Source organism: Bacillus sp. FJAT-53060 (assembly GCF_037104745.1).
GTDB classification, from domain to species: domain Bacteria; phylum Bacillota; class Bacilli; order Bacillales; family Bacillaceae; genus Bacillus; species Bacillus stratosphericus_B.
The window spans coordinates 1-12,994 of record NZ_JBAWSW010000055.1; the positions used below are offsets into that span (position 1 = coordinate 1).

Genomic DNA, 12,994 nt, shown 5'->3' on the forward strand with positions numbered 1-12,994 from the left:
TCTAAAGCCACTACTTCTAATTGATTTCTTCTCTCTTCTTCACGTTTCGATAACATGTTCATCCCCCGCAGAATTGTGTTATTACCCTTATTATACAAAAAAGCTTGTAGACTTTGTCTACAAGCTGTAACCTTACACATTCATGTGTAAGGTTTTTTCATTGGGACAAACTAATGGAAAGGAGGCGAGAGAATATGAAGAAAAAAGAAGAAGAACAGACGATGGACCATGCGGAATATGTTCCGCATCCTGATGGAGAAGGGTATGCTTTGTTTTTGCATGATTCCTTTCATCTCCTCTCCCAAGAGGATATGATCCAGCCGGAAGAGGAATAGAAAGCATGAGAGGGCGATGGTCGACTATCTTTCGCTCTTTCTTTAAAAATAAGCGAATACATGAGTTAACTTGGCATCTTGCTTATTGACATCATTCCGTTTTTTCTGTAATCTCATTGTGTTGAGACTTCGTTAGGTGAGGCTCCTGTATGGAGATAAGTTGCTGCCCAAAAATGTCCAAAGACGCCAATGGGTCAACAGAAATCATCGACATAAGGTGATTTTTAATGCAGCTGGATTTATCCTATGCCATACAGTGCTAAAGCTCTACGATTGAAGGAGCAAGTGTTTATTTTGTCATGCTTACAAAGCACCTTCATTCGGTTGAAGGTGCTTTTTTATGAGAAAAGGAGGTGTGGGGATGGATCATCCAGATTCGAGACACATAGAGAGTATGTCAAAAGATCAGATTGAGACATCAGATAGAGGAGATCCTGACCCCTGCACATTCTAAGGGATTCGGATATCTCCTGACTTTGAGGAGGTAACAGCGATGATACAGAACATTACGTACGATGAACTCATTTTAAAAATCATTATTTTATTAAGAGATAGCAAACGCCAAGAATTTAAAAACATTATGGGAGAGCTTCAGCCGTATGATATGGCCTATTTATTTAAAGAGCTTCCAGAAAAACACCGAGGGCGTTTTCTCAGTTTTTTAACAGTCGATGATGTGACGGAAATGATGGGGGAGCTTGAGCGGGAATATCAAGAGATCATTCTTGAAAAAGTAGGAAAAGACAAAGCCACCTTTGTCACAAACAAAATGGATAACGATGACTTAGCCAACTTGTTTGATGAAATGGATGATGAGCTAAAAGATCAGCTATTATCAAACATGGAAGCAGAGGAATCAAAGGCCGTTCAGCTTCTGATGAATTACCCTGCTGAGACAGCAGGCCGGATCATGACCAACCGGTACGTATGGATTCCTCAGCATTATACGGTGCAGGATGCTGTCGTTAAGCTGAAAAGCTTTGCTGAAATTGCGGAATCCATCAACTACTTATATGTAATTAATGATCAAAAACAGCTTGTAGGGGTCCTCTCATACCGAGATCTTATTTTAGGCGAACAGGATGAAAAGGTGCAGGATCTCATGTTTACAAGAGTTATTGCCGTTGGAGCATTTCAAGACCAGGAAGAAATTGCAAAGCTGATTGAACGCTATGATTTCCTCGCCATTCCTGTCGTGGAAGAAAATAATGTCCTTGTCGGAATTGTCACAGTCGATGATATCATTGATGTCGTCATTCAAGAGGCGGGAGAAGACTATGAGAAATTTGCTGCCTCTGGTAAAGATATTACGTTTGACACGCCGGCATTTGTTGCGGCATACCGCCGTCTTCCGTGGTTGATTTTGCTATTATTCATCGGGCTGATTTCAGGCAGTATTTTAAATTATTTTGAAGATACCCTTCAGCAAGTCGTCGCTCTTGCTTTCTTCATGCCGATGATTGCAGGTATGACAGGGAATACTGGTACACAGTCTCTTGCTGTCGTCATTAGAGGACTTTCCAAAGAAGAATTAACGAAAAAAACCATTATGCGCCTTATTTTTAGAGAACTGAGAACAAGTATTTACATTGGGATTGTCTGTTCAATCATTATTACAGTCGTTGCGATGGTGTGGCAGGGCAATATGATTTTAGGTTTTGTTGTCGGTTCCTCACTCCTTGCGACACTTATTATTGGCACAATGGCAGGTACTGTCGTGCCCATTATTTTACACAGATTAAATGCGGACCCAGCTATTGCCTCTGGGCCGCTAATTACAACATTAAATGATATTTTATCACTGCTCATCTATTTTGGAATTGCCACAGCGTTCCTTCATGCACTCGTGTAACAAGAAGACTGTGGAGCGTGTCGTTTTACAGTCTTTTTTGAATAAAGATTGCATATAGCGCTTCCATCCTTTACATTTTAAGGAGAAGGTGGGAGAGAAACATGAAGAAGTTCTTATTCATTTTGATGTGTATTCTTTTACTTGGTGCATGTCAAAGGGAAGACGAGGGGAAAGACAGAAGGCTTGTGGCTGCGGAGCATATGCTCGAAGCCATTGCTGAAGGAAATAAAAGAAATATGGAGAACATCTATGTCGAAGGTGCGGTCCCAAGCCCGGATGATATTCTCAAATTGAAAAAAGAATGGGGCATTGAGGAGCTTTCCTATCAAGATTTTCAATTGGAAGAAGCAAGCATTCATGTCTTTCGTGCGAATTATAATGATGCTCAAACTGGCAAGAAAAAGGCGCTTGCCCTTCGGGTAAAAGAAGATGCTGAAAGAGGCGTACTCATAGACTTTGTAGGAGTTGTCTAAGGAACTAAAGCTTCTTCTAAATAAAAAGAATCGTTCAAAAGAGCGATTCTTTTTTGGGTTAACGATTTTTTGTACCGGAAGTGTGCGTTGATCTGTCCTTCCAGCATTTTTTAATTGTCCGCTTTTTAATGCCTGTTAAGATACATCTTCCTGCGTCATATACTCACCCCACCCGATCCTCACAATGTATAGAAGGGGATATTCGGTGCGGCGTATATTAAAGTTTATTCATTAGGCGTTTATAGCCCTAATGCGACCAAGGACATGACAATTAGTGACTTAAAAAAAGAGCATCATTTCTTTTTCAACAAAACAGAGCGCTATTTGTAAAAATCCCTTGAAATGTGCACCCGTCCCATGAAGGGTTCTTTTTTGCGTGTTTAATATTATAGCAATATTGAATTTTGTAGAAGTTTGACGAATTTATCGCAAGAAAACATAGATTATTTACATATTATGTTAAAGTATGTCACAACTTGATGGTTTGCTAAAAAAGCTTTTTTTCAAGATAATTGTGAAAAATAAGAAGGATTTTAAAAGTTTATATCGAAATCTTATACATAACACGAATGGAGTCACTTATGTGGTTGAAAGGGTTTTCAAAATGTACTTCTATTTTTTACGAAAGGCTCCAACTGCACCGCAAGAAAGCCTTGAAGTTAAAAAAATATTATAAGAGGTAGATATGTGATGAGACTATCGTTTAATGAAGAAGAAGTAGAACGTTCAATGACGCTTTACAAGGTTTTTGCAAGAGCATTTAAAAGCGTTTCAGAACACAGTATTAGAGACAGCAAGGAGCATGGATTTAATCCAACTGAATTTGCCGTTCTTGAATTGCTGTATACGAGGGGTGCTCAAAAGCTTCAGCAAATCGGCTCAAGACTCCTGCTTGTCAGCGGGAATGTCACGTACGTAATTGACAAGTTAGAACGAAATGGTTTCATTGAAAGAGAACAGGACCCGAAGGATAAACGGTCGGTTTATGCCCATTTAACGGATAAAGGGCGCAGTTATCTTGATAAGATTTACCCGATCCATTCTCTTCGTATTGCGAGGGCATTTTCTGGTCTGACACGTGAAGAACAGGAACAATTGATTAGTCTACTGAAAAAAGCAGGTATTCACAGTCAACATTTATTATTTAGATAAAACGAAAAGGTGCCATGGTTGGCACCTTTTTTATGTGCCCAGCTGATTTGCTGGATACGCGATAAACTTTTCAATATCGATTGCTGGAAGTGGCTTTGCATAATAAAATCCTTGTAAATCGTCACAGCCTTGCGCAGATAACAGTTGCGCCTGTGCAAAGGTTTCAACGCCTTCTGCGATGACTTCGAGAGATAATTGATGCCCCATCGCTATAATGGCGCCAGTAATTTGCTCAGACTTTGAATCACTTAGGATATCTTCAATGAAGGATTTATCAATCTTCAGTCGATGAATGGGCAAATCTTTTAAATAGCTTAAGGAGCTATGACCTGTTCCGAAATCATCGATACTAATGCGAACGCCAAGCTGTTTCAGCGACGTTAACACTTGTTTTGATTGCTTGATGTTGTCCATTGTCATACTTTCTGTTACTTCAAGTTCCAGAAGTGACGGTTTGAGATCGTACTTTTTTAATGTCAGTTTGATCAAATCAATTAAGTCTTCAGAGTTAAACTGTTTAGCAGATAAATTAACGGCGACAGCGATCGTTAAACCATTGTCATACCAAATTTTTGCCTGCTTACATGCGGTATCAATGACCCATCTGCCAATATCAATGATGAGACCTGATTCCTCAGCTATTTCAATAAAAGCCTCGGGTGATTTTAAAGAACCGTCTGGTGTTTTCATTCTTAAAAGGGCTTCAGCCCCTGTCATTTTTCTAGTTTTGGCACTGACTTGCGGCTGATAGTGAAGCACAAACTCTTCTCTTTGAATCGCATCTCTTAATTCCAGCTCTCGATTTAATCTGTCCTCACTAGATGTTTCCATTGATTCAGTAAAAAACTCATAACGGCTTTGCTTATGTTTTTTAGATAAATACATCGCCATATCGGCTTTTCTCATCAGTTCCATGCTATCTTTGCCATTTTGCGGAGAGATGGCGATTCCGATACTAATGGACGTCATAAGCTGATGGTTTTGAATGAAAAAAGGACGTTCAAATTGACGGATGATATTTTTAGAAAGTTGCTCAATTTTATGTGTACCGTGCTCCATCTGAGGGAAGATCATTAAAAACTCATCTCCGCCAAGTCTTGCAATAAAGCCATTGTCCGGTAAACATTGTGTCAGTCTGTTTGCGGCGGCTTTGAGTAGCAAGTCACCTATGTTATGACCTAATGCATCATTAATGATTTTAAAACGATTCAGATCAAGAAAAAGAACCGCCGTGGATGTCCTTGTCTCCTCTTGAGTAGAAAGAACATTATTTAAATGATTGATACCGTGTCGTCGATTAGGAAGTTCAGTTAATGGATCATAATGCGCCATCACATAAATTTCTTTCTCAGCAATCCGCTGCTTCGTTAAATCCTTTAAAACAACATAGATGCTGTCAATTATTCCGTTGACGTGAACAGGTATGTATGTGACATGATAATAATAGAAACGATCAGCTACTTTCAGTTCTGCTTCTCGTGTGAGGGTCTTTTTTGAGTGATAAATAAATTTTTCCCACATTTCAGTAGGCATCACATATTGGCTGATATCATCACCGATCCAAGAATTGCACATCTTTAAGATTTGTTTACCTGTGTCATTAGCAGAAATAACCTTTCGATCAACAGATAACACGATAATGCCATCTATATTATGTTTAATGAGCGATTGGAACCGCTGCTCATTTTCCTTTCGCTTATCTGACTGCTTCATGATTCGGTAATCAATATAGGCACCAAAGATCATGAGCGTTTGGACAATGAGAGTCATCAAGACAATAAAAATAGACAGACGGAATGGCGACATTTCAAGAAAACCATCCGCTGCAGCCTGCCCCTCAGAATAAAAAAACATCGTAGAAGCAGCCATTCCGGTATAATAGATCCCAGCAATACCACCGCCCATTATAAGTGCTCCAGCTAACTTAAATAGATGATCCTTCTGTCTTTTCTCAGACCGATGGAGCCGAAAAAAAAGGTTTAATGAAAAGAAAGAAGCTAGCGCAGCAATGAAAAACGAAAGAAAAAAGAGGGATGGATCATAGCTAATTGTGACATTGGCCATTGATTCCATTCCGAGATATTGCATGCTGCAAATAGCCGATCCCATGGTGATCGAACTAATCAGCAGTCGTCTTGTTGAGAGCTTCTGCTGGATGCACATTGAAAAAGCGATCAAAGAACCGCTAAAAGATGCAAAAATCGATAAAACCAGTAAGGGCGCTTCATATGTGATGCCAGAACGCATGTGGTATGCCATCATGGCAATAAAATGCATCGACCATATTCCCATGCCCATGATCATTGCACCAATGATCAGCCATACCTTTTTCTTTGCACCGCTTGACTGAATCACTCGGCTAGCTAAACGAAGAGCTGAGTAGGAGGTGACAGCGGCGACAGCGACCGACAGAAGGACAAGCCATCCGTTGTAGTTTCCTGCTAAATGTGTCATGTGAAAAAACCTCCTATTATATCCTAAAACAGACATATACTTCTTTTATCGGCTCAAATGCGTCTTCTGTTCACTTTTCCTTCACTAAAAAGAACAATCATCATTTTTTCCCTATCTTTTATAGTAAAATCGAATTTAATGTGAAAAAAACGATGAAAAGTGAATCATTTCTGACGTTTTATCCGTTTAATATATGGCATGGTTCTAAAAGCGATAGGGTCTGTCAAACTGATTATATGTGAAAAGGGATTGATAAACATCGAAGATTTTATTATTTCTTTAGCTGATGCCTTTAAGAATTTGTCGTACTTTGGCATCTTCCTCGCCTTGTGCATTGAATTTGTTCCTGCTGAAGTGATTTTGCCACTCGCCGGCTACTGGGTCTCAGAAGGGGACATGGCCTTCATCGGTGTTGTGGCTGCCGGATCAATTGGCGGTGTGGTTGGCCCCTTGACCTTGTACTGGCTAGGGCGTTACGGCGGCAGACCCTTTTTAAATAAGTACGGGAAATACTTTTTTGTAAAGCCTGAATCACTTGACAAATCCGATGCATTCTTTGAAAGGCATGGCGGTTTTGTCGCATTTAGCGGCCGGTTTATTCCAGGGGTCAGAACCTTGATTTCTATCCCGTGCGGTATTGCAAAGATGAATGTGTGGGTATTTTGCCTGTATACGTTTTTGGCTATTACACCGATTACGTTTGTGTATGTGTACCTTGGGTTTATGCTTGGTGAGAACTGGAAAGAGGTAGGCACTATTTTAGATCAATATCTTTTACCGATTGGGATTGGTGTTGTTTTATTGTTTATCCTTTACGTATGGTTAAAGCGAAGAAAGAGAAAAACAGAAACGCCAACAGCCTAATGACTGTATTGCAATGACAGGAACATGTTGACAATCCAGTGTCTATTGATTATGATATAACTAATCTAAATAGTCTTAAATCCCACCAAAGGGGAGTAGCGTCCGGTTTTACCGGAAACAAAGTCGTCATTACATGGACTTACGTTCCATCGGCTTTGTTGGCATGATCTACATATCACATGTCTAGCAAGACCTTTGCCATTATAGGCAAAGGTCTTTTTTGCATTCATAAGCCTTTGTCTATTGTGGGACAATAAAAACAAACAAGGAGGAATGATGATGGATGCAGCAATTATTTTAGAGTACGGGTGGGTTCTTCTCGTGTTGATTGGATTAGAAGGGATTCTAGCAGCTGATAATGCGTTAGTCATGGCTGTGATGGTCAAACACCTTCCTGAAAAGCAAAGAAAAAAAGCATTGTTTTACGGACTTGCCGGTGCGTTTATCATGCGATTTGTTTCTCTGTTTTTAATTTCATTTTTAGTGGATGTGTGGCAAGTTCAAGCAATTGGCGCAATATATCTTCTTTATATTTCCATTCACCATGTGTTGAAATCTCATGTATTTAAGAAAAAGGAAACAGATACGAACATGAAACAAAGTGGCTTTTGGGCAACAGTTGTAAAAGTTGAGCTTGCGGACATTGCTTTTGCAGTAGACTCCATATTAGCAGCCGTTGCTTTAGCTGTTACACTACCGAAAACAAATCTCCCGCAAATCGGTGGACTTGATGGCGGGCAGTTTATCGTCATTCTTTTAGGCGGTATCACCGGTCTTGTCATCATGCGATTTGCTGCGACTGTATTTGTGAAGCTATTGAAAACAAGACCAAGTCTAGAAACAGCAGCATTTGTCATTGTCGGATGGGTTGGCGTGAAGCTCATGCTCTATACACTGTCTCATCCAGCCATTGGGATAGTGTCTTCACATTTCATTCATTCAACATTATGGAAAGTCATTTTCTGGGCGGTGCTTCTCACAATTGTAGCTTTTGGGTGGTTTTTATCAAGTCCATCAAGAAAAGATGGGCAAGAAAACGAGGAAAAACAGGAGGTACACCTATAGAATAGGTTTTTTGAAAGAAATATCATTTCATTTTCATAACACGGATATTACAAAAAAGGGTGAGATACCCCCTTATTTCTTTATTTTTAGACGAAACGTTGTAAAGTAGATAAAGAAATATGTGTCATAATGGAGTAATAGGAAATGAATTCCTCATCTCTTCCTTTGCGCTTCTCTCATAAATTAGATATCATAAATGAGTAATATAGGGAGAACTGAGGTGAAACCATTGCTTAGCCTTTTGTTTAAAAAAGGAAAGAAAAATCAAACATTAGAGCAGTCGTCTATCAGTATCCAACAAGGTGATATCGAGCTGCAAAATGCATTAATTGAGCAATACAAACCATTTGTCGCTAAGACGGTTTCATCCGTTTGTAAACGATATATAGATGAAAAAGATGATGAATTCAGTATAGGTTTAATGGCCTTTAATGAAGCGATAGAAAAATACTCTTCCGAAAAAGGGAATTCACTTCTTGCATTTGCGGAGTTAATTATTAAAAGAAAAGTGATCGACTTTATTCGAAAAGAAGCGAGAAATGTGCCAACGGTTCAAATAGACCCTCAAGAAATTGAGAATGGCGAATACTCTCAAAGCATGATTGAAGCAGAGCTTTCTGCAAATGAATACAGACGATTAGTTGAACAAGAACATAGAAGAGAAGAGATTGAACATTTTAAACAACGATTAAAAGTATACGGTCTCACGTTTCAAGAGTTGCTTGAGCATTCACCAAAGCATGCAGATGCGAGACAAAATGCAATTAAGGTGGCGTATACGCTCGTTGAGCACGATGAGCTAAGAACCATTTTATTTCAGAAAAAACAATTACCAGTTAAACAGCTAGAAAAGCTAGTGGTAGTCAGCCGCAAAACGATTGAGAGAAATAGAAAATATATCATAGCGATGGCGATCATTATGACAGGTGATTATGTGTATTTGAAAGATTACCTTAAAGGGGTGCTTAATTCATGAGAAGAGGCATTATAGTAGAGAAAAACAAAAAATATGTCACACTGCTGACCCCTGATGGACAATTTCTGCGGACAAAGTATGAACAGCAAGACTATGAAATTGGTCAAGAAGTGACATTTCCGTATGAATCACGTCTCGAAAGAAAAAGAGCCGGTTTTTTTGACCTGCTCCGTTTACGTCCGTTAAATGCAGGAATTCTATCCATCGCAGCTATTATTGTCGTGATTTTCACTATAATGCCATCTTTCTTAAATCAAAAAGCATATGCGTATATGACGATCGACATTAACCCTAGCTTTGAGCTGAAACTGGATCACAATTATCAAGTGATCGGTGTTACACCGCTGAATCAAGATGCGAAACAAGTATTGGCCAGTATGAAGGATTTAGAAAAAAACGACATGACCAAAGTCGTGCAGGGAATTATAGATGATTGTGATAAAAAAGGATATGTAAATCACTCTAAAAGAATTTATATTTCAACTGTTTATGAAAACAAGCAGGACCATACATATAAAACAAACGTAAAAAACAAAATAGACACCATTTCTGGTGAATATCAAAAGCGCAATTACAAGTTAGAAACGGTGGAAGGTGACCTGGAAACAAGAGAAAAAGCACAAAGGGCAGGCATCTCAACAGGAACATATATTAGAAATCAAGAAATGCAAGACAAAGAACAAGAGGACATGAATAAGGACGCACCAGCAGATGATGAGGCTGTCAAAGAAGAGCCTAAGAAAGATGATAAAGATCAAGCAGACAAAGACGAACAAGAAGAAATAAAGACAGACGATAGCGATGAGATGCAGCCAGGTAAAGAGGCTCCTGAAGGCGAAGACAAAGAAGAAGTAGAGAGGGAAGAACAAGGATCTGTTCAAAATCCTCACCAAACAAAACCTGATGATGAAAACAAGGACAAAAAGGGAAAGGAAGAGAAGGATCACTCTTTTAATAAAGAGCAAAAAAAAAATCACTCGTCTTACCCTGATGAAAACGACACAAATCTTGGTGATGCAGACAAGGAGTAAAGAAAAACGCCAGTAGTCAGAAACGTCCGTCGGTGAATGTTAAAGAGATGACGTCAAGCAAAATGGAAAGGATGCGCGTTCTCTTATCGTGAGAGCCGAAAAGAACACACATATGAACAATAAAAAAACGCCAGAATAGATCCGGCGTATTTCACCATGTATTTATTTAGATTCATTACCCATTTGTGATTGAGCCTGTTGTACGAGTCTTTTTGTGATCTCGCCGCCAACAGAACCGTTTGCACGTGCGACTGTATCTGAACCGAGAGTCACGCCAAATTCTTGTGCGATCTCGTATTTAAACTGTTCCAATGCTTGTTCTACTCCAGGAACAAGAAGTTGATTTCGATTTGCCATTGTACGATTCCTCCTTTCACCTCATGTTTGTGATGCCTTCTTATTTTGAAAAAACTTGCCTACAATTATGCAGGCAATTGCTGCCCAAAAAAAGAGGTGAACTCATCACCTCGGCTCTTAGCCATTATGCTGTAGCGTATTAAACATCATTTCCTGTGCTGTACTTTGTAAATGAGAAGTGAAAACTGAGAAGACTGTAGAATTGATTATGCCTTTGATTAAATGCCATTGATGCTCTGCCAATTCTGAAAACTCCTCACGAAGCTTATCTGTCTGCTCCTCTGTTATTTCCCGTAAATTCGCTTCCTTTAGCGGAAAATGTGTATGATGATAAATAAAATCAAGGACATGCGCATATGCTTCATAAAATCGCAGTGGACTGATAATATCATCTGTTCGATCTGTAATCGTGTTAAATAAGGCAGATAAGATCGTACGGATGGCATCAAAGTCAAAAACAGATTTTAAATCCCTAACGATTAATAAAATAACGACCTGCTCAATCGAGTACTTCTTTCCAAGCTCTGGATGGCCAATCATATCTTTAATGTCTCGTTTGATCCAGTTTTGAATTGCAGTCGATTTTAGAGAAGTCAGCTCGCACAGATTCCCTAGTTCAACTATTTCATTTGTGGAGAGCCCGTGCTCTGATTTTTGCTTCCGCCGTTCAAGCCTCTCAAAAAACGAAGGAATTTTTAGTTCGTCATATTCATGCTGCTTGTCGTTTTTTACAGATACATTCAAAAGCTGAAGCGGAGTCAGATCTCCCTTTCCTTTTAGAGAATACAGAAGTCTCGTCATGTCCATTCTCGTTAATTTAAAAGTAACCATGTTCCACCTCATTGTACGTCAAAAACGTGATTATTGATCTAATTCAACATCATAATCTCTTTTTGATAAAAATGCAAAATTAACTAAAAGTAGGTATATCGTGTCACAATTTGTTCACTTTTCTTCTATAGCAAATGGCGTAAACATTGAAGTGACGGGATTTATACCGTTATGATGAACATAGGAAACGATTCCTTTCTCCTTGCAATTTGAGACGTTTATTTTTATAATTTTATTAATAAGTTCATTTGAACTTAATATGACAGCGGAGGTTATGTATGGGTAAAAGAATTTTTCTGTTTATATTAACGAACATTCTTGTTATCACTACGATTGGGATTGTACTATCGGTTATTAGTGCAGCAACTGGTGTTGGTTCTTATATAGGAGCAGACGGTAGACTTAACGTAGGTTATCTTCTAGTATTCAGTGCAGTTGTTGGTTTTGTTGGCTCGTTTATGTCATTAGCGATGTCTCGATGGATGGCAAAAATGATGATGGGTGTGCGTGTGTTAAACCCTGAAAAGGATACGTTAACATATGATGAGCAGCAGCTTGTTGACCGCGTTCATAGATTATCAAGAGCAGCAGGCCTTTCTAAAATGCCTGAGGTTGGTATGTATCAATCATCTGAAGTCAATGCTTTTGCGACAGGTCCTTCTAAGAGAAGGTCACTTGTGGCCGTTTCCACTGGATTGCTGAATGAAATGGATGATGCAGCCGTTGAAGGTGTTATTGCCCACGAAGTCGCTCACGTTGCGAACGGTGACATGGTGACAATGACGTTACTACAAGGAATTGTCAACACGTTTGTTGTTTTCCTTTCAAGAATTGCAGCATGGATTGCAAGTCGATTCGTTTCACGTGAAGAGCTTGTACCGATTGTTCACTTTATCGCAGTGATTGTCTTCCAAATCATTTTCTCTATCCTAGGAAGCCTTGTCGTCTTTGCATATTCTAGACATCGTGAATTCCATGCAGACAGCGGCGGTGCTGACCTTGCAGGAAAAGACAAAATGATTCATGCGCTCCGTTCTCTTGAGGCATATACGTCAAGAATTAAAGATGATGATCAAACAGCGGTCGCTACACTAAAAATCAGTGGTAAAAGAAAAGCTTCTCTTTTCTCGACACACCCTGATTTAAACGAAAGAATTAGAAGGCTAGAAGCAAAATAAAAAAATCTTAAGACATTCTGTTATAGAATGTCTCAGCTTGTAGACAAAGTCTACAAGCTTTTTTGTATAATAAGGGTAATAACACAATTCTGCGGGGGATGAACATGTTATCGAAACGTGAAGAAGAGAGAAGAAATCAATTAGAAGTAGTGGCTTTAGATGAATTAGTGCCTGAAGATCATTATAGTTCTGACAACGGTAGACCAAGTGTGGATCCCGTTGTTCTCATTAAAATGGTTTTGATCCAATATCTATTTGGCATTCGCTCAATGCGTCAAACCATAAAAGAAATCGAAACCAATGTTGCTTATCGTTGGTTTATTGGGTATGGGTTTTCTGAGAAAATTCCGCACTTTTCTACCTTCGGTAAAAATTATGTGAGACGCTTCCACGATACAGATTTATTTGAACAAATTTTTTATCGAA

The 12,994-nt window shown here is 39.1% G+C and carries 13 protein-coding genes and 2 riboswitches; of the genes, 10 read left to right on the forward strand and 3 right to left on the reverse strand.

What is annotated here, in order from left to right; genetic code table 11:
• The first annotated feature begins 194 nt into the window (after positions 1–194).
• The 4 genes from WAX46_RS14490 (at position 195) to WAX46_RS14505 (ending at position 3,812) form a co-directional block, all read left to right on the forward strand.
• Positions 195–335 carry a hypothetical protein gene (locus WAX46_RS14490; protein ID WP_226569943.1) on the forward strand — a complete coding sequence of 47 codons (141 nt, stop codon included), beginning with the start codon at positions 195–197 and terminating at the stop codon, positions 333–335.
• Positions 336–456: 121 nt separating this feature from the next.
• Positions 457–620, forward strand: a riboswitch (M-box (ykoK) riboswitch).
• A gap of 208 nt (positions 621–828) precedes the next feature.
• The gene (gene mgtE / locus WAX46_RS14495) at positions 829–2,187 is read left to right on the forward strand and encodes a magnesium transporter (protein WP_226569945.1); all 1,359 of its coding nucleotides are present in this window, start codon (positions 829–831) and stop codon (positions 2,185–2,187) included.
• A 101-nt stretch (positions 2,188–2,288) separates the two neighbouring features.
• The gene (locus WAX46_RS14500) at positions 2,289–2,660 is read left to right on the forward strand and encodes a hypothetical protein (protein ID WP_226569947.1); all 372 of its coding nucleotides are present in this window, start codon (positions 2,289–2,291) and stop codon (positions 2,658–2,660) included.
• A 687-nt stretch (positions 2,661–3,347) separates the two neighbouring features.
• Positions 3,348–3,812, forward strand: a complete 465-nt coding sequence (locus WAX46_RS14505) for a MarR family winged helix-turn-helix transcriptional regulator (RefSeq protein ID WP_095408317.1) — start codon at positions 3,348–3,350, stop codon at positions 3,810–3,812.
• 30 nt (positions 3,813–3,842) lie between these two features.
• Here the strand turns inward: WAX46_RS14505 and WAX46_RS14510 are convergent, their stop codons facing one another.
• Positions 3,843–6,266, reverse strand: a complete 2,424-nt coding sequence (locus WAX46_RS14510; protein WP_336494244.1) for an EAL domain-containing protein — start codon at positions 6,264–6,266, stop codon at positions 3,843–3,845.
• A gap of 249 nt (positions 6,267–6,515) precedes the next feature.
• Here WAX46_RS14510 and WAX46_RS14515 point away from each other — a divergent pair, with 249 nt between their 5' ends.
• From WAX46_RS14515 to WAX46_RS14530, 4 genes are all read left to right on the forward strand, one after another.
• Positions 6,516–7,130 carry a DedA family protein gene (locus WAX46_RS14515; RefSeq protein ID WP_226569952.1) on the forward strand — a complete coding sequence of 205 codons (615 nt, stop codon included), beginning with the start codon at positions 6,516–6,518 and terminating at the stop codon, positions 7,128–7,130.
• A gap of 78 nt (positions 7,131–7,208) precedes the next feature.
• A riboswitch (yybP-ykoY riboswitch) is annotated at positions 7,209–7,378 on the forward strand.
• A 31-nt stretch (positions 7,379–7,409) separates the two neighbouring features.
• The gene (locus WAX46_RS14520; protein ID WP_336494245.1) at positions 7,410–8,195 is read left to right on the forward strand and encodes a TerC family protein; all 786 of its coding nucleotides are present in this window, start codon (positions 7,410–7,412) and stop codon (positions 8,193–8,195) included.
• A 220-nt stretch (positions 8,196–8,415) separates the two neighbouring features.
• Complete coding sequence (gene sigI, locus WAX46_RS14525) at positions 8,416–9,171, forward strand: RNA polymerase sigma factor SigI (RefSeq protein ID WP_336494246.1); 756 nt, start codon at positions 8,416–8,418, stop codon at positions 9,169–9,171.
• Positions 9,168–10,202: an anti-sigma factor domain-containing protein gene (locus WAX46_RS14530; protein WP_336494247.1), complete on the forward strand. Its 1,035-nt coding sequence runs from the start codon at positions 9,168–9,170 to the stop codon at positions 10,200–10,202. The genes sigI and WAX46_RS14530 overlap by 4 nt, the downstream gene beginning before the upstream one ends.
• 162 nt (positions 10,203–10,364) lie before the next feature.
• Here WAX46_RS14530 and WAX46_RS14535 read toward each other — a convergent pair whose 3' ends face one another.
• Together WAX46_RS14535 and WAX46_RS14540 are read right to left on the reverse strand one after the other, a co-directional pair.
• Positions 10,365–10,559, reverse strand: coding sequence for an alpha/beta-type small acid-soluble spore protein (locus tag WAX46_RS14535; RefSeq protein WP_226569961.1), 195 nt, complete (start codon positions 10,557–10,559; stop codon positions 10,365–10,367).
• A gap of 117 nt (positions 10,560–10,676) precedes the next feature.
• The gene (locus tag WAX46_RS14540; RefSeq protein WP_226569964.1) at positions 10,677–11,390 is read right to left on the reverse strand and encodes a DUF1836 domain-containing protein; all 714 of its coding nucleotides are present in this window, start codon (positions 11,388–11,390) and stop codon (positions 10,677–10,679) included.
• Between the two features lie 278 nt (positions 11,391–11,668).
• Here WAX46_RS14540 and htpX point away from each other — a divergent pair, with 278 nt between their 5' ends.
• Positions 11,669–12,568 carry a protease HtpX gene (gene htpX, locus WAX46_RS14545; protein WP_226569967.1) on the forward strand — a complete coding sequence of 300 codons (900 nt, stop codon included), beginning with the start codon at positions 11,669–11,671 and terminating at the stop codon, positions 12,566–12,568.
• A gap of 104 nt (positions 12,569–12,672) precedes the next feature.
• Positions 12,673–12,994 (forward strand): transposase (locus WAX46_RS14550; RefSeq protein ID WP_336494248.1); only part of this gene is annotated, 322 nt, incomplete at its 3' end.

What these genes read in the sequence shown, in the direction of transcription:
- WAX46_RS14490 (WP_226569943.1), top strand. Translation starts at nt 195, where the DNA reads ATGAAGAAAAAAGAAGAAGAACAGACGATGGACCATGCGGAATATGTT.
- mgtE (WP_226569945.1), top strand. Translation starts at nt 829, where the DNA reads ATGATACAGAACATTACGTACGATGAACTCATTTTAAAAATCATTATT.
- WAX46_RS14500 (WP_226569947.1), top strand. Translation starts at nt 2,289, where the DNA reads ATGAAGAAGTTCTTATTCATTTTGATGTGTATTCTTTTACTTGGTGCA.
- WAX46_RS14510 (WP_336494244.1), bottom strand. Translation starts at nt 6,266, where the DNA reads ATGACACATTTAGCAGGAAACTACAACGGATGGCTTGTCCTTCTGTCG.
- WAX46_RS14520 (WP_336494245.1), top strand. Translation starts at nt 7,410, where the DNA reads ATGGATGCAGCAATTATTTTAGAGTACGGGTGGGTTCTTCTCGTGTTG.
- WAX46_RS14530 (WP_336494247.1), top strand. Translation starts at nt 9,168, where the DNA reads ATGAGAAGAGGCATTATAGTAGAGAAAAACAAAAAATATGTCACACTG.
- WAX46_RS14535 (WP_226569961.1), bottom strand. Translation starts at nt 10,559, where the DNA reads ATGGCAAATCGAAATCAACTTCTTGTTCCTGGAGTAGAACAAGCATTG.
- WAX46_RS14540 (WP_226569964.1), bottom strand. Translation starts at nt 11,390, where the DNA reads ATGGTTACTTTTAAATTAACGAGAATGGACATGACGAGACTTCTGTAT.
- htpX (WP_226569967.1), top strand. Translation starts at nt 11,669, where the DNA reads ATGGGTAAAAGAATTTTTCTGTTTATATTAACGAACATTCTTGTTATC.